The sequence below is a fragment of the Sporomusa sp. KB1 genome (assembly GCF_007830295.1).
Taxonomy (GTDB): Bacteria; Bacillota; Negativicutes; order Sporomusales; family Sporomusaceae; genus Sporomusa.
In genome coordinates this window covers 5,019,272-5,041,389 of record NZ_VLKC01000002.1, presented here as the reverse complement: position 1 = coordinate 5,041,389, position 22,118 = coordinate 5,019,272, and the positions used below count along the sequence as shown (strand labels likewise).

Annotated in this window: 19 protein-coding genes; 12 read left to right on the top strand and 7 right to left on the bottom strand. The window is 44.5% G+C overall.

Translation table 11 applies throughout. The annotated features are described in order from the left end of the window. Positions 1-13 precede the first annotated feature (13 nt). From SALPA_RS27205 to SALPA_RS27190, 4 genes are all read left to right on the top strand, one after another. Positions 14-424, top strand: a complete 411-nt coding sequence (locus SALPA_RS27205; RefSeq protein WP_145101427.1) for a response regulator — start codon at positions 14-16, stop codon at positions 422-424. A 90-nt stretch (positions 425-514) separates the two neighbouring features. Continuing rightward, complete coding sequence (locus SALPA_RS27200; protein ID WP_145101425.1) at positions 515-1,669, top strand: HD-GYP domain-containing protein; 1,155 nt, start codon at positions 515-517, stop codon at positions 1,667-1,669. Beyond that, a complete protein-coding gene (locus SALPA_RS27195) occupies positions 1,650-2,720 on the top strand; it encodes a DMT family transporter (RefSeq protein WP_255451385.1) in 1,071 nt (356 codons plus the stop codon). The genes SALPA_RS27200 and SALPA_RS27195 overlap by 20 nt, the downstream gene beginning before the upstream one ends. A gap of 307 nt (positions 2,721-3,027) precedes the next feature. Beyond that, entirely contained in the window at positions 3,028-4,971 is a 1,944-nt protein-coding gene (locus SALPA_RS27190; protein WP_222428139.1) for a S9 family peptidase, read from the top strand. A 275-nt stretch (positions 4,972-5,246) separates the two neighbouring features. Here the strand turns inward: SALPA_RS27190 and SALPA_RS27185 are convergent, their stop codons facing one another. Then, positions 5,247-5,894, bottom strand: a complete 648-nt coding sequence (locus SALPA_RS27185; protein ID WP_186451252.1) for a flavin reductase family protein — start codon at positions 5,892-5,894, stop codon at positions 5,247-5,249. 73 nt (positions 5,895-5,967) lie between these two features. Then, the gene (locus SALPA_RS27180; protein WP_145101422.1) at positions 5,968-6,807 is read right to left on the bottom strand and encodes a DUF6597 domain-containing transcriptional factor; all 840 of its coding nucleotides are present in this window, start codon (positions 6,805-6,807) and stop codon (positions 5,968-5,970) included. Positions 6,808-6,958: 151 nt separating this feature from the next. On the opposite strand from SALPA_RS27180, the gene SALPA_RS27175 reads away from it, so the two are divergent. The 4 genes from SALPA_RS27175 (at position 6,959) to SALPA_RS27160 (ending at position 10,562) form a co-directional block, all read left to right on the top strand. After that, the gene (locus SALPA_RS27175; RefSeq protein WP_145101420.1) at positions 6,959-7,411 is read left to right on the top strand and encodes a YbaK/EbsC family protein; all 453 of its coding nucleotides are present in this window, start codon (positions 6,959-6,961) and stop codon (positions 7,409-7,411) included. A 181-nt stretch (positions 7,412-7,592) separates the two neighbouring features. Continuing rightward, positions 7,593-9,398 carry a translational GTPase TypA gene (gene typA / locus SALPA_RS27170; protein WP_145101418.1) on the top strand — a complete coding sequence of 602 codons (1,806 nt, stop codon included), beginning with the start codon at positions 7,593-7,595 and terminating at the stop codon, positions 9,396-9,398. A gap of 295 nt (positions 9,399-9,693) precedes the next feature. After that, positions 9,694-10,137, top strand: coding sequence for a cell division protein SepF (locus SALPA_RS27165; protein WP_145101416.1), 444 nt, complete (start codon positions 9,694-9,696; stop codon positions 10,135-10,137). Between the two features lie 254 nt (positions 10,138-10,391). Further along, the gene (locus tag SALPA_RS27160) at positions 10,392-10,562 is read left to right on the top strand and encodes an aspartyl-phosphate phosphatase Spo0E family protein (RefSeq protein ID WP_145101414.1); all 171 of its coding nucleotides are present in this window, start codon (positions 10,392-10,394) and stop codon (positions 10,560-10,562) included. Positions 10,563-10,597: 35 nt separating this feature from the next. On the opposite strand, the gene SALPA_RS27155 is transcribed toward SALPA_RS27160, so the two are convergent. Continuing rightward, complete coding sequence (locus tag SALPA_RS27155; protein ID WP_145101412.1) at positions 10,598-11,119, bottom strand: GNAT family N-acetyltransferase; 522 nt, start codon at positions 11,117-11,119, stop codon at positions 10,598-10,600. Positions 11,120-11,501: 382 nt separating this feature from the next. Here SALPA_RS27155 and SALPA_RS27150 point away from each other — a divergent pair, with 382 nt between their 5' ends. Together SALPA_RS27150 and SALPA_RS27145 are read left to right on the top strand one after the other, a co-directional pair. Then, complete coding sequence (locus tag SALPA_RS27150) at positions 11,502-12,233, top strand: nucleoside deaminase (protein WP_186451251.1); 732 nt, start codon at positions 11,502-11,504, stop codon at positions 12,231-12,233. 175 nt (positions 12,234-12,408) lie between these two features. After that, the gene (locus SALPA_RS27145) at positions 12,409-12,693 is read left to right on the top strand and encodes a hypothetical protein (RefSeq protein WP_145101408.1); all 285 of its coding nucleotides are present in this window, start codon (positions 12,409-12,411) and stop codon (positions 12,691-12,693) included. Between the two features lie 201 nt (positions 12,694-12,894). Here the strand turns inward: SALPA_RS27145 and SALPA_RS27140 are convergent, their stop codons facing one another. Genes SALPA_RS27140 through SALPA_RS27130 form a run of 3 tightly spaced genes read right to left on the bottom strand, consistent with a single transcriptional unit; the run spans position 12,895 to position 17,091 of the window. Beyond that, positions 12,895-14,199, bottom strand: coding sequence for an aspartate aminotransferase family protein (locus tag SALPA_RS27140; RefSeq protein WP_145101406.1), 1,305 nt, complete (start codon positions 14,197-14,199; stop codon positions 12,895-12,897). Positions 14,200-14,223: 24 nt separating this feature from the next. After that, the gene (locus SALPA_RS27135) at positions 14,224-16,194 is read right to left on the bottom strand and encodes a peptidase U32 family protein (protein WP_145101404.1); all 1,971 of its coding nucleotides are present in this window, start codon (positions 16,192-16,194) and stop codon (positions 14,224-14,226) included. Positions 16,195-16,221: 27 nt separating this feature from the next. Next, positions 16,222-17,091, bottom strand: coding sequence for an ABC transporter substrate-binding protein (locus SALPA_RS27130; protein ID WP_145101402.1), 870 nt, complete (start codon positions 17,089-17,091; stop codon positions 16,222-16,224). A 226-nt stretch (positions 17,092-17,317) separates the two neighbouring features. On the opposite strand from SALPA_RS27130, the gene SALPA_RS27125 reads away from it, so the two are divergent. Together SALPA_RS27125 and SALPA_RS27120 are read left to right on the top strand one after the other, a co-directional pair. After that, positions 17,318-17,947 (top strand): DUF1638 domain-containing protein, encoded by a 630-nt coding sequence (locus SALPA_RS27125; RefSeq protein WP_145101400.1) that lies wholly within the window; start codon positions 17,318-17,320, stop codon positions 17,945-17,947. Positions 17,948-17,999: 52 nt separating this feature from the next. Beyond that, complete coding sequence (locus SALPA_RS27120; protein ID WP_145101398.1) at positions 18,000-21,425, top strand: DNA polymerase III subunit alpha; 3,426 nt, start codon at positions 18,000-18,002, stop codon at positions 21,423-21,425. On the opposite strand, the gene SALPA_RS27115 is transcribed toward SALPA_RS27120, so the two are convergent. Continuing rightward, positions 21,415-21,999 carry a YdcF family protein gene (locus SALPA_RS27115; RefSeq protein ID WP_145101396.1) on the bottom strand — a complete coding sequence of 195 codons (585 nt, stop codon included), beginning with the start codon at positions 21,997-21,999 and terminating at the stop codon, positions 21,415-21,417. The two genes, SALPA_RS27120 and SALPA_RS27115, sit on opposite strands and share 11 nt — an antisense overlap. Between the last annotated feature and the right edge of the window lie 119 nt (positions 22,000-22,118).

Genomic DNA, 22,118 nt, shown 5'->3' with positions numbered 1-22,118 from the left:
AGGGGGGATAGGGATGAGGATATTAATAGCAGAAGATGATATGATTAGTAGAAAGTTTCTTTCGAAGTTTCTTTCTCAGTACGGAGAATGTGACTTGACGGTAGATGGGTTAGAGGCTTTGGATGCATTTTTTTTGTCTCTGAAAGATAACAATCCTTACGACTTGGTCTGTTTGGATATTATGATGCCTAAAGTTGACGGCGTTAAAGTGCTGAAAACTATTCGGCAGTTGGAACGGCAGAATGGAGTTTTGCCTGAAGAACATGCCAAGGTAATCATGGTAACTGCATTGGGAGAAACGAACTATGTTCAGCAGTCTTTTGAACTTGGTTGTGATGCCTATGCCGCAAAGCCTATAGATATTGACCAACTGGTGAAAGTGATGGAAAAGCTGGGATTAGTTCAGCAGAATATAGTAGAGTAAGTATTATGTTGAAGTTTTGTCTCAGGTTACTATGTTATCTGAGTGAAAGGTGCAAACCTGGACAGCGCAACTGTAGTCGGGAGGATAGTTATGCTCCGTTTAGCAACTTCGCAACTCCAACCGGGGATGGTTATTGCCCGGAATATTTTTAGTGCCACCGGAAACCTTCTGCTGTCAGAAAATGCAATTTTAAATGAACATTTGATTTCAAGATTGGGTATTCTGGGTATAGATTCTGTATTTGTTTGTCATCCTCACTTGGAAATTACGCCCGAGGAGATTGTTAACGAAGAAACCCGAGTGGAGATCATCAAAATGGCTAGTCAAGCTTTCGGCGATATCCGTCAAAATCGGACATTCAATCTAACCGGAATATGCGAGGCTATGAAGAAGATTATCGAAGATGCGATTGGTAGTCGCCATGTGCTTATACAAATGACAGACATTCGTGCTCGTGCTGATTATACATTTGGTCATTCGATTAATGTCTGCTTACTATCGATCATGATCGGAATCAAAATGAATTTGAATCCCCAGCAGTTACTTGAACTCGCAATGGGGGCAATTTTGCACGATTTAGGAATGCTATTGGTTCCTTACGAAATTCTTCAAAAGACGGACTCACTTTCGCCTACTGACTGGAATCGAATACAAACCCATACTAAAAAAGGGTTTGAAATTATTCGCAGAGTTGGTCCAATTCCCTTAGTATCCGCGCATGTGGCTTTCCAACACCATGAAAATTTTGATGGCACCGGTTATTGTCGAGGCTTATTAGGGGAAGATATTCATATTTATGCGAGAATAGTTGCTGTTGCAGACCTATATGATGCGATTACCTCAGATAGGCCTTATAGAAAAGCCTTTTTACCCCATGAGGCCTATGATATTATGTTAGCCTCAAGAGGGACTAAGCTAGACCCTGCGATTGTTGATCGTTTCCTGGAGAATGTGGTGATATACCCAGTTGGTACCACTGTATTATTGGACACCGGTGAAATTGGTGTGGTCGTTGAGATTCACCCGCAGTTACAAGTACGGCCAGTGGTGCGGATTATCATTGATCAATTCGGCAACCCGTGGCCGGGGCCGGAGAAACTGGTGGACTTCACTAAAGATTTAATTCGATTTATTGTTAAAGTTTTGAAGCCGGAAGAAATTTTTTCATTAAGGGCAAAAGCTTGTAAAGGTAAAAGTCCACTCAAAGGAAAAGGTGTACCTATAGATGAAAAATGTTATGACTAAAAAAAAGTGGTTACGCCGCCGACCAGGTATTTTAGCAGCGCTTACCGCTGCTTTGTTATTTGGTGCAGGAACACCATTTGCGAAACTATTGCTAAATGCCGTTAACCCATGGTTGCTAGCGGGGCTGCTTTACATTGGCTCCGGTATTGGCCTAACTCTATATCGTTGGTTGACCAAAGCTCCTGCCGTCAAACTGCCGCGCCATGAGGCGTTCTGGTTTGCTGGTGCGATAGTGGCGGGTGGTATTGTTGCTCCGGTCTTATTGATGTTTGGTCTAACCAAGACGCCTGCATGTGGAGCATCTCTACTGCTCAATGCCGAAAGCGTATTTACGGCCTTACTGGCCTGGTTCGCCTTCAAGGAAAACTTCGACCGGCGCATTGCACTGGGCATGTTCGCCATCGTAGCCGGTGCAGTGGTCCTGAGTTGGCAGGGGGATGCCAGCTTTGCCGGTCTGTGGCCGTCTTTAGCGCTGCTGGGCGCGTGCTTTGCCTGGGGCATCGACAACAATTTGACGCGCAAGGTGTCGCTCGCGGATACAACGTGGATTGCTTCAGTCAAAGGTCTGGTTGCCGGTTCGGTCAATCTGGCCTTAGCCTTCATGCTCGGCGCATCCTTGCCGCCGCTCCTTAATCTGGTTTTGGCGATGGTGGTGGGTTTTCTCTCCTATGGTGTGAGCTTGGCCTTGTTCGTAGTTGGTTTACGCCTCCTTGGCACTGCCCGTACCGGGGCTTACTTCTCTGTTGCTCCGTTCATTGGGGCTGTAATATCGCTGGCATTTGGTGAGCCATTGACGCTGCCGTTGGTGATTGCGGGGGCGCTGATGGCGCTGGGCGTCTGGCTTCACCTAACAGAGCACCACAAACACGAACACATGCACGCAGAGCTAGAACACGAACACGAACACGAACATACACATGATGAGCATCATCAACATACACATGATAGCCTTGCTGCAGATGGAATAAAACACAACCACCAACACCGGCATTTGGCACTGGTTCATAGGCATGAGCATTTCCCTGATGCTCACCATCAGCATGAGCATTAAAAAAGACTTTTGGTTAGTCCTCAATTCGGACCTCGTATTCGTATTGCTTGTTTGTTGACTAATGCACCGATTATTTCAGACCAACCACTCTTTAGAGACCATATTTTTATTCCTATGTGTATAGGATGAAAATATGGTCTTAACTTTACAATAAAATGTATAAACAGGCAGGAGATCCTACTTTATTCTAGAATAGACAAACACAAACAAACAAAAGAAAACGAAGATCAATTTAACAAAGGCATTACATTGAATATAGTTGTGTTATATTTATTATTCATCTGTAGTGCAGAAAGGAGTATAAAAAATGGTTATCTGCAAAATTTTTAAATCGGTATTATCGTCCTTAATGCGTGTTGGAATACTATTGGTTATGGTAACGGCCGTTTGCCAACCGGCCTACGCTAAGGAGATGGTCGATGTTAAGCCACCCTTGATTCCGCTCAAGGAATTTTTCTGCAATCCGGAAGCAGCAGAATATCAAATATCACCGGATGGTAATAAATTTGCTTTTCTCAAGCCTTATAACAATCGTCTAAACATTTTTGTTCAAAGCAGCGCCGATACAAAAGCCAAGCAAATTACTGCTACAACTGCTAGTGATATTAGAACCTATTTTTGGAAAAACGAACAATTGATAATTTATTCTCAGGATTGTGACGGGGACGAAAACTACCACATCTATGCCGCAGACATTCAAACCGGAAAAAGCCAAGACCTAACACCTTTCCCTGGAGTTCGAGTTCGTATTGTTGATAGCCTGCCTGATAACGAGCAGGAAATTCTCATTTCGACCAATCAACGTAATCCGAAAAAATTTGATGTTTACAGGCTCGTATTAGCAACCGGTGAAATGAAACTTGAGGTGGAGAATCCCGGCAATTTTATGGGCTATAAAACCGATAATCAAGGTGTCGTCCGCATAGCTTATGGAAAAAATGTGATTAACGGCAATTATTTAATGTATTACCGCACAACTGCCGATCAGCCTTTCAACGTAATTCTATCCACCGATTATCGGGAATATGTATCAGCTTTACGTTTTGATGCCGCCAACCAGAAAATATTCATGCTGTCTAATAAAGGACGCGACAAGCTAGCGTTGGTAATGTTTAATCCCGACCAGGAAAAAGAAGAAGCGGTATTATTTGAAAATCCTGATGTAGACATTGCCGGGGCAAGCATATCACAAAAAAACAAAAACTTGCTTTTCGCGTACTATGTGACTGACAAGTTTCACAACTATTTTTTCGACAAAGAAGCGCAAGCGATTTATGATCGCCTTACGGCTCACTTTGGCAACAACGATTTCAAGATTGCTTCGACCAACAAGAATAGGGATAAGTACATCATCTTTGAATATTCCGCTAGTAATCCAGGTGCTTATTATTTCTATGATAGTACTGCTGATAAGCTGACCAAATTGGCGGATGTGGCGCCATGGCTAAAAGAAGAACAATTGGCAACAATGCAGCCCATTCAATATACAACTCGTGACGGCTATACTGTCCATGGGTACTTAACTTTACCTAAAGGAAGGGGAACAAAGAATCTGCCTGTAATTATAAATCCACACGGCGGACCAATGGGAAGAGACGCCTGGGGTTACCGGGCTGACGTTCAATTTCTGGCTAACCGGGGTTATGCCGTACTGCAAATGAATTTCCGGGGATCAATCGGCTACGGAAAGGCATTTGTCAATGCAGGAAATAAAGAATGGGGAAAAAAGATGCAAGACGACATTACGGACGGAGCTAAGTGGCTGATTGACCAACACATTGCTGATCCCAAAAGGATAGGTATTTATGGTGCAAGTTACGGAGGATATGCAGTGTTGGCCGGCTTAGCTTTTACTCCGGAACTTTACGCATGTGGAGTTGATATGTGCGGTCCATCAAATTTGTTTACGTTTATCGCCAGCGTGCCGCCGTATTGGAAGCCTATGATTGATGAATTTTACGAACGGATTGGTCATCCTGATAAAGATGCCGAACTACTAAAGGCGGCATCACCGGTATTCCATGCTGATAAAATCAGGGCACCCTTGTTTGTCGCCCAGGGAGCAAACGATCCCCGCGTAAAGATAAAAGAGTCAGAGCAAATTGTCGGCGCATTGCGCGATAGAGGCATTCCGGTGGAATATATGGTAAAAGACGATGAAGGGCACGGTTTTTATAAGGAAGAAAACCGGTTGGAGTTTTATCAAGCCATGGAAAAATTTTTAAATACATATTTGAAACCGGCTCCTTAGCCAATACAGTTGTCAGAGGCACTGGCTTATTTGGCAAGGCAATCTCTTATATAAATGTAGACTGCTCAGTAGGGAAAACACGAATTGCAACGGGAAATAGTATTGGCCTGACAATAGTGAACTCGTTTCAGCATAGCTGAAACATTGGGGATTCAGGTGGAGAGTCTACTCCACCTGAATTAACGCCGCCTGTAGAGGTGGGAGTCTTGACTCGCGTACTAAGATAAAAACAGCTAAAACTCAGATTTGTTCTGTTTTAGCTGTTTTTGCAGATCTTACTGTTTTTTTATTACCTCAATAACTCCTATTCCCGATCGATTTCCCTCTGCATTTAACGGATTTTTCGGCTGGTGGATGTTGAACATAAAACCATCCTGTCCATATCTTTTAAATGCATTTCCGGTAAAACTCTCGTCAAGTGCTATAGCGCCTACCTTCCCAATGATCAGCGCAGATATTCCCATTTGAGATAAATCTTTCTCCAGTTCCAGGCTGCATTCCAGGGATAAAAAGCTTTCTTTTATACGCGGCGTGTTAATGGTTTTGGATGGTTCAAGCGTAAACCCGCCTGCTGCAAATTCATCGGTTTCAGCGTCGTTGTTGATAACAGTTTTTTGGCACATTTCAAGATAATCAGAACTGAGAAAATTGACACAAAACTCTTTAGTTCGCAAAATGTTTTGATAGGTATGTGACCGTTGTAATATGCCGGGCATTACAGCGTAAAATCCACCACCATCGCCGGAAAATGAACTCCAGGAATGTAAGCAGGCATTTGGCTGACCATTGTCTTTATAAGTTGTAAGCAGAAATAACGGGTGGGGAATACCGCACACAAATTCAAACCAATGAAATATATCGTAGTGCCCGGGCCATTCCTCCTGAAAGAAATCTGGTTTTTGTGTAAGAATTTCGAGTTTCATAGGGAGACCTCCTTTGGTTATTTTCTTTACTTTAGCATAAAGGATATTTAGTGTATTGCAAAAAAACGACAAGTTAACTTTCCGCATACTGCAAAGCTTCCAAAGGGGTTCTGCCTGCATACTTTTTAAAATTGTTGATAAAATGAGACTGGTGAGCAAATTGGTAGTGATACGCAAGATCACAAAAATTTCGATTGCGGGAATAATACATGTCTTGCCAGATCATTTGAAACCTTACTATATCGGAAATCTTTTTGGGCGAAGCGCCGATAAATTCTGTAAACAGGCGTTCAAGGTGTCTTTGACTGATCGTTAGGCTGGTGCATATGGCAGGTATTGAGATTAGGCCTTTTGTTTTTAAAATATAATACAGAGCATTTAAGATATTGGGGTCCATAGGACGCGATGCCTGAAGACAGGATAGCAAATATTCTTCCGCCGCCGCTATCTGGTCCATAAGGGATGGTCTTTCTAACAGAATGTCTGCCAGTTTTTTTCTGAAATCATAAAAATAATTGTCGACATCTATAAATGCATTTAAGGCGTCTCTCATGGTAGTATCGGCAAACAGAGGAACAGCCCAGAAGTAAAAGCGAATGCCAAATGTAGAAGTAGTTGCTGTCTTAGTAGTAACCGCAGTTTGAAAGGGGGCGTCATTGATACCGCAAAAAGCCGCGCTTAGTGTATTGGAAATGTGATTGATGTCAACAACAATATCCATACAGCCATCTGGGATGATGATCGTAGAATAAGATCGCTGCTTATTCTTACCCGATGGTAGCAGTTGGTGAAATGACCCCCAAAAGCATCTAATATAGGGTTTAAGCAAATTACTTGGCGGAATTTCAACATATTGCAGCGTGTTTTTGGGTTTTGCAATGATCGGATTAAATAGGTTGGACAGAGTATGCATTCAGTCCACCTCCCCGTTGAGTCCTGCTTTGGCTTGTTCTAGTTCATTATTATCATTATAGCACTGCGAATGATAATAGATTTGCATAAACTGGCAAGTTAAGATAATATTTTAAATAGCAGTGAAGTCTAGAGGGAGTTTTTATACATAAATGAAAAATGTAAATACAAAAGATATCTTGGAAAAAAGTGATTTTTTATTTGAATTAATTTATAATGATAGTCCTATTCGTACAGCACAAGAAGGTGCAGATTATTTTAATGTTGATATTGCTCAAATAGCGCCAACGTTGATACTATATACAGGTATAGGCTTTCATGTGTTAGTTATTTCAGGGGAAAGAGGTCATGTTAATTTCAAAGAAATCAAACACTTGCTACATTGCAAAAATGTTAGATTAGCGACAAAAGAGGAAGTTAAATCAGTAACCGGATTTTCAGTTGGCAATGTACCCATGTTTGGAATTCCATTGCCTTATATCGTGGACAAGAGACTTCTCCAATTTTCGTTTATTTATGGTGGTTTAGGAGAAGAAAATACAACGTTAAAGGTTGATCCGCGGGCTTTGTTTAATTTAAATAAAGTTGTTGGGTCATTAGAATAAGTAAAGGTTGCTCCATTGCCAGGAGCAATGGATGTTGGAGGTATACTTGTTTTTTTCATTTAAAATAAATTTAATTTGACATATGACAAGTGGTATAATATAGTGAAGTGTGCATGACACTACAAAAGGGTGCAAAATATAAGCATCCTTTTGCTCATTATAGGGGAGGCTATCATTTTATATGGAACGCAATGACTTACGTAATATCGCTATTATTGCCCACGTTGACCATGGTAAGACAACTTTAGTTGACGCTATGCTTAAGCAAAGCGGTGTTTTCCGCGCGAATGAACATATTATTGAACGCGTTATGGACTCAAACGATCTTGAACGCGAACGTGGCATTACCATCTTATCTAAAAATACGGCGGTAATGTATCATAATATCAAAATTAACATCGTCGATACCCCGGGCCACGCCGATTTTGGCGGTGAGGTTGAGCGGGTGCTTAATATGGTTGACGGTGTATTGCTCCTAGTAGATGCTTTTGAGGGACCGATGCCTCAGACCAAGTATGTATTGCGCAAAGCCTTAGAGCAAAAGATTAAGCCAATTGTTGTTATCAACAAAATTGACCGTCCTGATCAGCGGGTAGAAGATGTTCTTGACGAGGTATTAGAATTATTTATTGAGCTGGATGCTAATGATGAACAGCTTGACTTTCCGGTAGTATATGCAACTGCCCGCGCTGGTATTGCCAAAATGGCCATGGATGATAACAGCGACAATTTGCAACCGTTGTTTGAGTGTATTGAGAAAACCATCCCTGCGCCGCGGGGCGATATTGACGGACCGTTGCAGGTTATGATTACTACACTGGATTATGACGACTATGTCGGCCGGATTGCTATTGGCCGGGTTGTACGAGGGCGAATTAAAAACGGCCAAAATGTCGTACTGGTGAATGGTGAGACGGAAACCAGAGGCAAAATCGGCAAATTATATATATACGAGGGACTGAAGCGTACTGAGGTCCAAGATGCTGCTTTAGGTGACATTGTTGCGATGATTGGTCTTGAATCAATCAATATCGGTGATACGGTAGCTGATACCGAGAATCCGGAGGCGCTGCCTGCCATTCGAATTGACGAGCCGACACTGGCTATGACTTTTTCGGTAAATACGAGCCCCTTTGCCGGACGGGAGGGCCAGTATGTTACGTCACGCCATATTCGTGACCGTCTGTTTAAAGAAGCCGAAACTAATGTTAGCTTGCGGGTAACAGAAACCGGCAGCCCGGATTCTTTTGTGGTGGCAGGCCGGGGGGAGCTGCATTTGTCGATTCTTATTGAAACAATGCGCCGCGAAGGTTATGAGCTGCAGATCGGCAAGCCGCAGGTAATCTATAAGGAGATTAACGGCAAGCGCTGCGAACCGATGGAGTTTTTGACAATTGATGTACCACAGGAATTTATGGGGCCGGTTATGGAAGGCTTAGGTACCCGCCGGGCTGAGCTTGTCAATATGATCGAACTGGCTGGCTACTTACGGATGGAATTTATTATTCCGGCTCGTGGTTTAATTGGTTTTAGATCAGGGTTTTTGACCAATACCAAGGGCAATGGCATTATGCACCATGTTTTCCATGGTTATGTGCCATATAAAGGCGATATTCCCGGTCGTACCCGGGGCGCACTGGTAGCGTTTGAACAAGGCGAAACCACTGGTTATGGTATTAATAGTATCCAAGACAGAGGCATTATGTTTGTTGTCCCCGTACAACCTGTATACGAAGGTATGATTATCGGGGAAAATGCCCGGGATATGGATATGGATGTTAACCCTTGCAAGAAAAAGCATGTTACTAATATGCGGGCTAGTGGTACTGATGACGGTATTCGTCTGACACCGCCGCGAATTTTAAGTCTGGAACAGGCACTTGAGTATATTAATGATGATGAGGCTGTAGAAGTCACACCACAAAGCATTCGTTTGCGTAAGCTTATTTTAGATCGGCACATCCGTGGCCGTGAACGCAAACAGTGAACTCGTTTCAGCATAGCTGAAACATTGGGGATTCAGGTGGAAAGTCTACTCCACCTGAATTAGCGCTGCCTATAGAGGCGGTAGTCTTGACTCGCGTACTAAGATAAACGTAGTGAGATTTGTAATTAGAAAAGGTCAGTTATAGTGCTAAAGTCCTAAATTACTAGGAAATTCCTCCTCAGTTTGCTATTAATGTTAAAATTCATTGTTGTAAGGCAGGAATTGCCATAAACGGTGTCGAAGCTACTTTACTAATAAGGTTAGAAATTGGAATTTTTTGAGGAGGCGTTTACCAGTGGCGCTTGGATTAATGGATAAATTAGCAAATTTTTTAATACCGATGGAAGAAGATATGGTAGCGCCGGAAAAAACGGATACGCCTGTTGCTAAAGAATTGCCTGTACAGGAACCTGAGCGACGTCCCAAGTTAAAAGTACACAGTCAGCATTCAGGTCATTTAAAATTATTTGTCGATTTGCCAATCTCTTTCGATGATGTACAAAGTTACGCTGATTATCTCAAAGACAGTGTTGCTATTATTGTTAATTATCAACAGGTAGATGATGCTACTCAGCAACGGATGTGCGACTTTTTAAATGGCGTATGTTATGTTTTGGGCGGTCACGTCCAGCGGATTTCGGAAAGAGTAATACTTTACACTTATGCAAGTATTGAAGTGGATAAAAAGATATTTGCTTATTCAGTGCCTACTTATGTGCGGGTAAAGAATGAAATGTAAGTAAGCAGTTCTGGTGTCAGTTAACAAAAACGCTATTTACCTTGAATAGGTAAGTAGCGTTTTTTATTGCTTCAATTTCGTTAGCACAGGCTAAATCACATTCGGGGAACTTGGGGTCTTGCGTTATTGAAAAATTGCTTTATTTAAAGTAGATAATAAAGCAATTTTGTATATTACGCAAGTCTGACCCCTTTCGATCCTCTACATATTTCTACCTCCTTTTGTAAACAATAAATTTATATAGGAGGGATGAAATGGCGGAATTAATTGAGTTACGGGAGATGATTGAGAAGTTGCGTGATAAGATGAATGAGGTTGCTTTAAAGAAAACGCTTACTGATCCAGAAGTTGTTCGAGCAAGTCAAATGCTTGATGTACTATTAACAGAGTATCAACGAATGTTAAATGAAAAGATTAATAGATAGAGACCAATCGGGATAAAAAATTAATGGCGAAAAAGCTATTTTGAGCATCCGTATAAAAGATGAGGCATCTGTTTGCCTCTATACAAACGGTTAAACTGCTTAATAACGGACATGCCGAGTTTCTCGGCTACATTTCTGGAACTGAAGTTTTCAGGTCTGATCTGAGCAGTTAATTCAGAAATTTTTAAGGTACGAAAAGCATAGTTTTTGCAAGCATTTGCACTCTCAAACGCTAAGCCCTGATGCCAGAATGCTTTGTTGAATATATAGCCAATACCAACATGATCTTCATTATCTGTGCTTTCTGCAATTATTCCACAGACACCAACCAATTGTTCACTACTTTTTTCAATCACAGCCCAATAACTATAACCATCTCTAGCATATCTCATAAGATTTTCATTGATCCAATCGGTGACTTCCTGATCGGAAAAGGCATGCTCCCAAGCATACATCACTTCAATGTCTTGTAGAATTTTGGATATACCTTGATAATCATCAAGACAAAGTTTCCTCAAAATTAACCTAGATGTTTCAAGGATAATGTTCTGCTCCATAATCCACGCTCCTTGAGGCAAAAAATATCATTATACTATATTATACATCTGTGTTGTTATAACTTTTTTTCGCTCACTTGGACGTACTGCATATAGGGGAACCTAGGGTCAGGCTTGCGTTATTAAGAAATTGCTTTATTTAAAGTAGATAATAAAGCAATTTGTATATTATGCAAGCCTGACCCCTTTCGATGCTTTACCTTTAGCGTGGGTTTGTCGGAACTGTTGGCGACACCCCTTGTAGTAGTCTTAATTGTACCTTATAATGGATATATAGGTAATTATTTAAAATTATTCAAGAGATAAAAACTTATCTTGACTTTTGCGTAATTCACCAACACAAAGGCCGATATAAAAAATTCAGATCATTTAGAGAGGAAAGGTGAGAGAAAAGAGTATGATATATTATGGTAATATAAAATATCGCCCTTCTAATTGGGCAATTGTCAAGATACTCCTTATCATGCTGTTAATTTTGTTCATCGCCAATTCCCCTATCTCTGCCGCGAGTAGCCAGCCAGTTACCCAATCCTTAGATCTTGACGAAATCGAAAAGGAAATCAACGCTTACGTGCCTGACCCCCGCTATGAGGATGACCCTTTCATCCTAGTTACGGTAAAGGAAGCGCTGCTGGGCTCCAAAGAGCATAACGGTGGAATAGGTGCCTGTCTTGTGTACGAAGCAACCGGCGAGATTGTAGAACAAAGCCACAACCGGCAGCATGCCCCTTATTTCCGCAGCGACCTGCACGCTGAGATGGATCTTCTGAATCGATATGAAGACAAAGTGGGAACCACACGGTCGACGAATTCGAGTGACCCATCCTTGCGCAACCCTCGAAGCAACAGGAAAGGGCTTGTCCTTTACACCTCCGTGGACCCTTGCCCCATGTGTCTCACGCGGATCATCAACTCAGGCATAAAAAAGGTCTATTATGCCGCCCCTGACGATAACGGCGGCATGGCCCACAGAGTAGATGACCTACCGCCTGTCTGGAGGAATATGGAGCAAGGAATGGTAATTGAACCCGCCCGTTGCTCACCAGGCCTAAAGGCACTTGCCGAGAAGCTTTTTCACCCCATGGCGTTTAGCAACAGCGCGGCAGGACATTAAAATATTGATGGAGTAACTTGGGGTCAGGCTTGCGTTATTAATAACGCAAGCCTGACCCTGTTCGAATACTGTGAGGAATGGATAGAGGTTGTAGCGTTTTTATATGCATTTTAATTAATAAACCCAATTTCAGTGACATATACTTCAGTAAGTCTTAAAGGAAGGATGGGATTTGATGATAGGATTTAAGAATCGAACCAGCAAGTTTGGTTCACTGGTCAGTTTACTTGCAATTAGTGCAATGCTGGTGCTTTTTGCTGCCAATTTTCCGGCATTTATGAAATCTGTTTCCGGACAGGTTTTTGCTGGTATGTGGGCCAGTTTTTCCGTCCTTATGATTGTGACTCATGCTATTCGCTTAACGACTGAGCGCCAGCGGGCGGCAGTAATATTGTTACCAGGGAAAAAAGATGCCCGCACCCCGAAAAATATTCGCCGGGTGCAGGCTATGCGCGGCTAACAGCAGCAGTTGCCAACAAATTTTTTATAAGATAGAAAGTATAAGTTTTTTGAACCGCAGAGACGCAGAGTACGCAGAGGGAATGTCTCGATATACATCTCCCCTCTGCGCTCTCTGTGTACTCTGCGGTTAGAGCCGTATCCTCAAGGGCGCGATAGCGCTTTTTTAATATGTTATATCCAGTCTGATGCGTAATGCTTATTAAGCTATATGGGCCAACACGTCTGCCAGATTATTTAACAGATTATCCAAATCTTCACGGGTGATTACCAGTGGTGGCTGGAAGGCCATAACATTGCGGTCAGGGCCATTTTTACCAAATAAGAACCCCCGGTCTTTCATTTGCTCTAAAATAGTGTCAAGCTGCTGGGCAGCCGGAGATGTATTAGGGTTAACCAGTTCGGCCCCCAACATCAGGCCATGACCACGAATATCGCCGATGAGAGGGTGCTTTTTTTGCAGCTCGGTCAGACCGCGTTTTAGGTATTCACCAAGCTCGGCAGCACGGGCCGGTAAATTGTTTTTGGCAATTACATCCAGGGTAGCCAAGGCGGCGGCCGAAGTCACCGGGTTGCCGCCAAGGGTTGATGCGCCAGGGCGGGTATAGGTATCAGCAATTTCCGGTCGTGAAGTAAATGCGCCGACAGGAACGCCATTACCGAGAGCCTTGGCCATGGTCATAATGTCCGGTTCCACGCCATAGTGCTCAATGGCGAACATTTTACCTGTACGGCCAAAGCCTGTTTGGACTTCATCAATGATGAGCAGAATGTTGTATTTGTTAAGAATTTCTTTCACTCGTTTGAAATAGCCGGGTGGCGGGGTGATAATACCGCCATTGCCCTGAATAGGCTCAGCGATGAAGGCAGCTACCTGGCCAGAGGTGGCTGTTTTTATTATTGCTTCAATTTCGTTAGCACAGGTTAAATCACATTCGGGATGCCGCTTGCCATAGGGGCAGCGGTAGCAGTAGGCATTGGGGGCAAAACTGATACCGCCGACAGGATTAGTATCTGTACGCCACAGTGAGAGGCCAGTCAGGCTCATTGTCAGTTTGGTGCGTCCGTGAAGACCCTGCCGTAAGCTGATGAATTCCTGTTTGCCAGTATAGATAGAGGCTAGCAAAGCGGCTCCTTCGTTAGCTTCTGTACCGCTGGAACAAAAAAAGGTCTTTTGCAGCCGGCCAGGTGTGATTTGAGCCAGGCGTTCCGCCAGATTCACAATATTTTCGGTTAGATAAATGGTACAGGTATGCTGCAAGGTTTGGACTTGATCACAGATAGCTTTGGTAATCTCAGGATTGCAGTGCCCGCAGTTGACAACCGACACACCGGCAAAACAGTCAAGGTATTGTTTACCGGTATGGTCGTACAGGTATTGCATTTCTCCTTTGACTAGCTGCATAGGCTCATTATAAAAATGGTATACGCAAGGAATGATATAGTCTTTCTTTTTTTGCAGAACTTTTTCCGGGCCAATGTATTGGCTGCTGTTTATGTCACTCATGATTTCACCTCTTAAATTGTTAAATTACCGTGATATCCGGTAGCGGAAGGCACCAATGCCCAGCGAACGCGGACTGGCGTCAGTAAGTCTAGTAATGCAGGTTTTATCAAAAGTATAGTTATCGCCGGCAGCCAGTTTGTCAAGCTCTGTCCGGTAGAGAGCTGTGATTAACCCGACAAGCTCTGGCGTATAATGCTGGCCTTCAATCCGGTAATGGCTAATGCCGGCACTCATAAGTGCCGGCAGATGGGGAAGCAGGCACAAATCTTTAGCAAACAGAATATGGTTGCGGCAGTATTGGTCAATTGCAATGTCATGACGTTCGCCTGCACTGTCGAGGAGAGAGTAGTGCTTTTCTGAGCACAAATGGTGGCAGGGATACGTTGCTGTTCCTTCCAGGACTGCCGAAGGAACACAATGATCCAGCACCATGGCCTCGATAGCGCCATGGACAATCATTTCCAGCGGTAAGGGACTGTTTTTGACTAACTCGGCAATTTGCTCGTAGGTTGCTTCCGGGGAAATGGCAGCCTTGCTGGCGCCGTTGGCTTTCAGCCAGGCAGCAGTAAGGTGATTAAATAGGTTAAAGGAGAAGTCAGTTTGAATTGGGATGTTGACGGTTTGTTGTGCCAAGCGCAGCATGCCGCTGTTGGAAACCATAACGCCATGAGGTTTTACAGCCTTCAGGCTGTTGAAGAATTGTTCAGCTTCACCGATTTCCCGTTCCATAGTAATACGTGGCGTAGTAACAATGACCTTAGCCTGGTAGTTGTTGGCCTCACTGACGGCAGCTGCCAGGTCATCTAATGTCCATGGCTTATTAGGTTTAAAGGCTTCGCCACCAATATAGGCAATCGTAGCGCCGTTTTGCAACGCGCTGGTTAACGAGTCTGGGCAAGCCACACGGACGGCTAATTGCGGCCGGGGACGGTTGGCTGGATCAGGAGACTTTGTGCGGGTAACGGTTACTGGTGGCAGGGAAGCAGCGGCTGCAATGCTTGCTTCTTTGACAGCCTGGCTGAAAAAGCGCGGTTCGCGTTCACCTGTGTAGCCAATGGAACTGGCACCAGGATTGCCAAGCGCAAAGCAGGTGGAGAGGTCGCGGGTGCGGTATTCGGAGAGCTCCTGCCAGTCAGACATATCAAAAGTATAACCTGCGGGGTCGGCAATATAGCGGTCAATAGCCCGGCGATAGACTTTTACAATCCGGCTGACAAAATCAGCAGTACGCATCCGGCCTTCAATTTTAAAAGAGCAGACACCAGATTGAATTAGCTGCGGTAAAGCGGGATACATGCACATATCTTTCATCGCTAATTTATAGGGGCCGCGATCATTTGCGGCCACCGTTTGTCCGGTAGTGGTATCGACCAACTGATAGGGCCAGCGGCAAGGTTTTAAACAGCGTCCACGGTTAGAACTCTGCCCGAAAACAATTCCCGAATGATAGCATTGGCCGCTATGGGCCACACACATATCACCATGGACAAAGTATTCCAGCTCAATACCAGTACGTTGTTTAAGCAGTGTAAGCTGAGTCAGCGTTAACTCACGGTTGGCTACTATCCTGGTGACGCCATAGTCCATCAGCGCTTTGATAGAATGTTCGTTATGGGTATTCATCATAACCGAGGCATGGAGCGGAACGGTAATATTCATGTCACGAGCCAGTTGTAAAGTAGCTAAGTCCTGGACAATCAGTGAATCTGGCTGTATTTGGTTTAATAGCTTGAGATATTCGCGCACACCGGGAAGTTCCTGTTCACTAATTAAGTTATTGACAGTGACATAGAGACGGACATTATGGGCATGAGCGTATTTTACCGCCCGGGCTAGTTTTTCATCATCAAAATTGGTATCCGTGCGGTGGAGCCGCATATTAAAACGTTTGCCGCCAAGGTATACAGCATCAGCACCAGCGCCAATGGCGGCTTCAAGCACGTCCCAGGTGCCGACAGGGGCTAAAAGTTCGACAGATTGCGGGGTTAACAGCATGTATTTCACTCCATGTTTAAAGAATTATTATTCAAATACTTCAGCCGCTTTTGCTAGCAATGCTGGTGGCAGTTCAATGCCTAAATTGGCAGCAACAAACGCATTAAGCAGAATTTCGGGGTTATCAACTATATCGACAGAAATAGCAGCTGGTTGAGTACCCGCAAGGATCTGGGCCGCTTTCACGCTGCAGGTAAGTCCAAGCTTATAGTGGTTAGCTACCAGCGCACCTAATGCGCCTGACGGAACATTGGGTGCATGAGAAGTAATAATCGGCAGGTTGGCTGCTTCAGCATAGTAGGCAACACTGGCAAAGTTCTCTTCAATAACCCGGCCAATAGGCAGGAACAGCGCGTCAAGGGTAGAAGGTAATTTGTCAGGCAAGGCAGACAGATCCTCTGCTCGATCGACAGGCAGGTCAATAAGGGTGAAGACATTGCCGGCAGCCTGGTTAAAATTGCTTACCTCCAGCAAGGCATTACTGTCGCCGGTGTGATATAAAATACCGATTGTTTGAGCAGACGGTAAAAGCTCGCGGATAAAGTCTGATTTGGCTGCAGCCGGAACCATACCGGCCACGCCGGTCGCTTTACCGCCTGGCTTATCCATACTCTGTGTTAACCCAGCGCCTACAGGATCAAACACAGGTGTAAATACTACCGGAATAGTGCCTGCTAACTGAATAGCCGCCTGAGCGGCGGGGGTGGAGCAGGCAAAAATGAGCTCAACCTTTTGGCTGGCCAGTTTTTCGGCAAGCTGCGGCAAATCGCTTACAGCGCCATCCGCATTGAGGTAATGAAAATGTGCAGTCAAACCTGCTTCAGCCAGTCCGGCTTTAAAGCCGCGGACTGCATCATCCAGGTTTTGCGTTAGTTGTAAAATACCAATTTGATGCAAGTGTATAACACCTCGATGATTATTTTTTATTACATTTTCCACATGAGCTGGATTAATACCTGCCATAATGCGGGAGCAATCATTAAAGAAAAACAGAATATGTGTTATAATTGTTTATAGTTGTGCTTTATGGGGTTGCTCTGAAAAAGCAGTCACACCGTAGGCGCGAGTTTGTAAGCTGGATACTGGCGGCAGTCAAGCCAATAGGCAGGAGGTTAGAGTTTAAGTGAAAATATGTTTTCTCGGCTGTGGAATTTTTCAATTGGAACTGGAAAAAATTATCGCGGAATTTGAGCAGGAAAAGCTCTTTGATTGTGAGTTTTCCGTAGTGTATCTGCCGCTGCGTGTGCATGTAGACTTAAAAAAATTACAGGAAAAAGTAGTGCAGGCCTTGGACACGGTGCAGGCAGATAGAGTGATTTTTATGTTTGGCGAGAAATGTCATTCGCTGTTTGATGAATTTTTGCGCGGCTATGATTTGATTCGTTTGCGGGGCTCAAGTTGTTGGGAAATTTTTTTGGGAGAGCTGTTGCCGGATGGGCAGAAGCGCGATCCCAAAACTTTCTATATGACACCCAGCTGGCTAAAGAAGTGGCGTGAATTTTTTGATCCGGGCTGGGGTGTGGATGAAGTGGCTATGAGACAGGCTTTTGCCTTTTATGATAATATTGTGCTGGTTGATACCGGCATTTGCGAATATACGGATGAGGATGTACTGGAATTTTTTGAACATACGCAGGTACCGATTGAAATTGAAACAGGAGATTTGACGTATTTTAAAAATAGTATGATTGAAGCGGTGCGGGAGGCCTTGGCAAGTGAAAAAAATTTTGTGGGACGAAGGCCAGCCGATTAAGGTCAAGCTACCAATACAACTGATGACTATATAGGAAGGATAATTAGTCCTTATGAATACTGAAAAATATGATGCTAACAAAATAGGCTTTGTCCATCTCCACAATCACACTGAATATAGTCTATTAGACGGGGCCGGACGAATAAAAGACCTGGTGTCCCGGGCCAAAGAACTGGGAATGCCTGCAGTAGCCGTGACTGACCATGGCACTATGTATGGTATTATCGATTTTTATAAACAGGCTAAAAAACAAGGCATCAAGCCCATTATCGGTTGCGAGGTATATGTCGCGCCCCGTTCACGATTTGATAAAGCAGCTGTCGAAGGGGAATCCTACTATCACTTGGTGCTGCTGGCTGCTAATGCGCAGGGGTATCGCAACCTGATCGAACTGGTGTCACGCGGTTATAGTGAGGGATTTTACTATAAACCCCGTATTGACAGGGAGATACTTCGCAGCTATAACGAAGGACTTATTGGCTTAAGTGCCTGTATTGCAGGGGAGATCCCTGCGGCCATACTGCGAGGAGATATTGACAAAGCCGAGGCCCTGGCTAGCGAGTACAAGGAGATTTTTGGGGCGGAAAACTTCTTTATTGAGCTTCAGGATCATGGAATGCCTGAAGAAAAACAAGCCAATCAGCAGCTCGTCAAAATAGCGCAAAAACTGGGTCTGGGTCTTGTTGCCACAAATGATGCTCATTATATCAACAAGCAGGACGCTGAATGCCATGATGTGCTGCTTTGTATTCAAACAGGTAAGACGGTGGACGAGCCAGGCCGGATGCGGTTTCCGAGTGACGATTTTTACTTGAAGACCCCAACTGAGATGGCGGAACTCTTTGCTGAATATCCAGAAGCGGTGGCAAATACCTGTAAGATTGCTGAGCGGTGTGATGTCACCTTCAATTTTGATATACTCTATTTACCTGATTTCCCGACACCGGACGGAACAAGTGATGCTGAATACCTGACCAAGCTATGCCGTGAGGCCCTTTCCTGGCGGTATTCGGAGGTTACACCTGAAGTAACGGCCCGGCTTGACTATGAGCTTGAAGTAATAAAGAAAATGGGGTATCCCAGTTACTTTCTGATTGTTTGGGATTTCGTCAATTATTCCCGCACAAAATCGATTCCCGTAGGTCCGGGGAGGGGTTCAGCGGCAGGTAGTATTGTCGCTTATTTATTAGGCATTACTAGTATTGATCCCCTTAAATATGGCTTATTATTTGAACGGTTTTTAAATCCTGAACGGGTATCCATGCCTGATATTGATATTGATTTTTGCTACGAACGCCGCAGTGAAATTATTGAGTATGTTGTAGCCCGTTATGGCAGCGACCGGGTGGCGCAAATCATTACCTTTGGTACCATGGCGGCGCGGGCGGCTATTCGTGATGTAGGCCGGGCGCTAAACCTGCCTTATGGCGATGTTGACCGTATTGCTAAACTGGTGCCTGCCGAACTGGGGATCACGCTAAAAAAGGCATTAACCGCTAATAAGGAACTAAAAGAGTTATACGATACGGAGGATACGGTAAAGAAGCTGGTTGACCTGGCGATGGCCGTGGAGGGTTTGCCGCGTCATGCCTCAACTCATGCTGCCGGCGTAGTTATTGCCAAAGAGCCGCTGACGCATTTTGCGCCCTTGCAGCTGTCAAGCGAGGGTTTTCTTGTCACTCAGTATGATAAAGACCGGATTGAGGAAATCGGTCTGTTAAAGATGGACCTTTTAGGACTGAGAACGCTGACGGTCATTGGCGATGCCATTAAGCTTATTAAAGAGAACCGGGGCGAAGAACTGGATATAGAACAAATTCCGCTTGCCGATACAAAAACCTGTGCCATGCTGGCAAGCGGTGATACCTCAGGCGTATTTCAGATGGAGTCCAGCGGCATGACTAATCTTGTGAAAGAACTTAGGCCTGAGCGGTTTGACGATTTGATTCCACTTGTGGCGCTTTACCGGCCAGGACCGCTAGGCAGTGGTATGGTGTCCGACTTTATTGAGGGTCGTCACGGCAAAAAGATCGTTACGTATTTGCACCCAATACTTGAGCCGATTTTGAAAGATACTTTTGGGGTTATTTTGTATCAGGAACAGGTTATGCAGATTGCCTCGACGCTAGCTGGTTTTACGCTCGGACAGGCTGATCTTTTGCGCCGGGCCATGGGGAAAAAGAAACATGAAGTACTGGCTGCGCAGCGCGAGAATTTTCTCAGGGGAGCAGCTGAGCGGGGGATTGATGCTAAGCTAGCCCACGAGGTGTTTGAACTCATGACCCATTTTGCTGACTATGGCTTTAACAAATCTCACAGTGCTGCTTATGCACTGGTTGCTTACCAGACAGCTTATCTCAAGGCACATTATCCCCAGGAATTTTACGCCGCTTTGCTGACAAGTGTCATGGGTACGAATGATAAGATTGGTTATTATATTGAAGAATGCCGTCGCCGGAAGATAGCTGTTTTGCCACCAGACATTAATGCTAGTGGCAGGGCCTTTTCTGTTGACCGCGGCGCCATACGCTTTGGTTTGGCAGGTGTAAAAAATGCCGGCGAAAATGCGTTGGAAAGCATTATTGCCGCCCGGAAAAAAGGCGGAAAATTTACTTCACTTGTTGATTTTTGCTCCCGCGTAGACATGCGGCTGGTCAATAAGCGCGTAATTGAGAGTTTGATTAAGTGCGGCGCCTTTGACTCGCTCAAGGCTCGCCGGGCCCAATTTTTGGAGGTGCTAGAACAGGCAGTGGAGGTGGCCGCCTGCCGGCAAAAGGATGCCGCAAGTGGTCAATTAGGGCTGTTTGGTGATGATGCGTTGGAATGTGTTAATGATGTTGTGCTGCCTGACATAGCTGAATTGCCTCAGGAGCAACTGTTGGCGATGGAAAAAGAAATAACCGGTTTTTATATAACCGGTCATCCGTTAGATAAATATCGTGCTAAGCTTGAGACTTTGCCTGCGCTGGGAAGTTTGGCAGAAGGGCAGTACACCGATGGGCAGCTCATTCGTGTGGGCGGACTGATTGCCAGTGCTAAACGCATTAATACCAAGAATGGCAGTATGATGTGTTTTGTTGCTCTTGAAGATTTCACCGGACAGGTGGAAGTCATTGTATTTCCCCGGGTTTTTGAAAAAACAGGTCGTCTGCTGGCGCCTGACTTGCCGGTAATGGTTTACGGGCGTCTTAATATTCATGAAGAAGGTGCCAAAATTATGGCTGATGATATCCTTCCCCTGGGTAATGCCGGGGCAGAGGTTAGAATCACCTTGAATAAAGACCAGGAAACGTCTGACGTTTTAGCCGGACTGAAAAAACTGCTCAATAAATATACCGGTTCGTCTGCCGTTTATTTGCATCTTGTGGATAGCCGCCGGGTAATTAAAACCGAACGGGATTTTTGGATTGAGCCGTCACCAGCGGCACTTGCCGCCATTGAAGGGCTTTTGGGAAAAGGGACGGTCACTACTTGTTAAACACCAGCAGCGATATCATTGCCGCTCCTTCGCGGGCATACTGCTTGGCCGTAAGGTAGGCGTTGTCTGCCATAGGGGCTGGCGAACCGCTGGCCTCTATGCCAAGCTGCCGGGCAAGCACTAAGGAACGTCTAATGTGGGAGGCATTAGAAACAATGATGGCCTGACGAAAGCCCTGCTCACGCATAATCATTTTTGAATTGAGTAGATTTTGGTAGGTATTATAGGATTTATCTTCCAGATAAATTTTTTCAGTTGGAATACCGCTGGCGACCAGATAGCTGCGCATGATACTGGCCTCAGTGGCTATCTCATCAAGTCCCTGGGCACCGCTGACGATAATGGTTGGCGCGTAGCCCTGCTCATACAGTTGGATGGCTTCATCGAGACGTAACCTGAGCATGGTGCTAGGCTGGCTACCAATAAGTTTGGCCCCTAACACAATGATGGTATCGCTGGGCAGTGGTTTTGTTAGGTGGCCTATCGCAATAATGGGGATTTCAACAACTGCCACAGTGAGTATGACTAGCAGTAATAGATAACGACGTAGTTTTTGCTGGATAAGTAGCTTCATAGTTGTTGCCTCCGGCTGATGCAAGTTTTTCTTTATTATACCACTACGAACTATTTCCGTGTGTAACTGACGTAAAACCACCTGAAAAAAATCGTAAAAGCCTTGTATAAAGTTTTAAG

Excerpts from the sequence above, each read along its gene's own strand:
- SALPA_RS27180 (WP_145101422.1), bottom strand. The coding sequence starts at position 6,807 with ATGCATACTCTGTCCAACCTATTTAATCCGATCATTGCAAAACCCAAA.
- SALPA_RS27155 (WP_145101412.1), bottom strand. The coding sequence starts at position 11,119 with ATGGAGCAGAACATTATCCTTGAAACATCTAGGTTAATTTTGAGGAAA.
- SALPA_RS27135 (WP_145101404.1), bottom strand. The coding sequence starts at position 16,194 with ATGCTGTTAACCCCGCAATCTGTCGAACTTTTAGCCCCTGTCGGCACC.
- SALPA_RS27145 (WP_145101408.1), top strand. The coding sequence starts at position 12,409 with ATGATAGGATTTAAGAATCGAACCAGCAAGTTTGGTTCACTGGTCAGT.
- SALPA_RS27185 (WP_186451252.1), bottom strand. The coding sequence starts at position 5,894 with ATGAAACTCGAAATTCTTACACAAAAACCAGATTTCTTTCAGGAGGAA.
- SALPA_RS27200 (WP_145101425.1), top strand. The coding sequence starts at position 515 with ATGCTCCGTTTAGCAACTTCGCAACTCCAACCGGGGATGGTTATTGCC.
- SALPA_RS27120 (WP_145101398.1), top strand. The coding sequence starts at position 18,000 with ATGAATACTGAAAAATATGATGCTAACAAAATAGGCTTTGTCCATCTC.
- SALPA_RS27190 (WP_222428139.1), top strand. The coding sequence starts at position 3,028 with ATGGTTATCTGCAAAATTTTTAAATCGGTATTATCGTCCTTAATGCGT.
- SALPA_RS27205 (WP_145101427.1), top strand. The coding sequence starts at position 14 with ATGAGGATATTAATAGCAGAAGATGATATGATTAGTAGAAAGTTTCTT.
- SALPA_RS27175 (WP_145101420.1), top strand. The coding sequence starts at position 6,959 with ATGAAAAATGTAAATACAAAAGATATCTTGGAAAAAAGTGATTTTTTA.
- typA (WP_145101418.1), top strand. The coding sequence starts at position 7,593 with ATGGAACGCAATGACTTACGTAATATCGCTATTATTGCCCACGTTGAC.
- SALPA_RS27195 (WP_255451385.1), top strand. The coding sequence starts at position 1,650 with ATGAAAAATGTTATGACTAAAAAAAAGTGGTTACGCCGCCGACCAGGT.
- SALPA_RS27140 (WP_145101406.1), bottom strand. The coding sequence starts at position 14,199 with ATGAGTGACATAAACAGCAGCCAATACATTGGCCCGGAAAAAGTTCTG.
- SALPA_RS27115 (WP_145101396.1), bottom strand. The coding sequence starts at position 21,999 with ATGAAGCTACTTATCCAGCAAAAACTACGTCGTTATCTATTACTGCTA.
- SALPA_RS27160 (WP_145101414.1), top strand. The coding sequence starts at position 10,392 with ATGGCGGAATTAATTGAGTTACGGGAGATGATTGAGAAGTTGCGTGAT.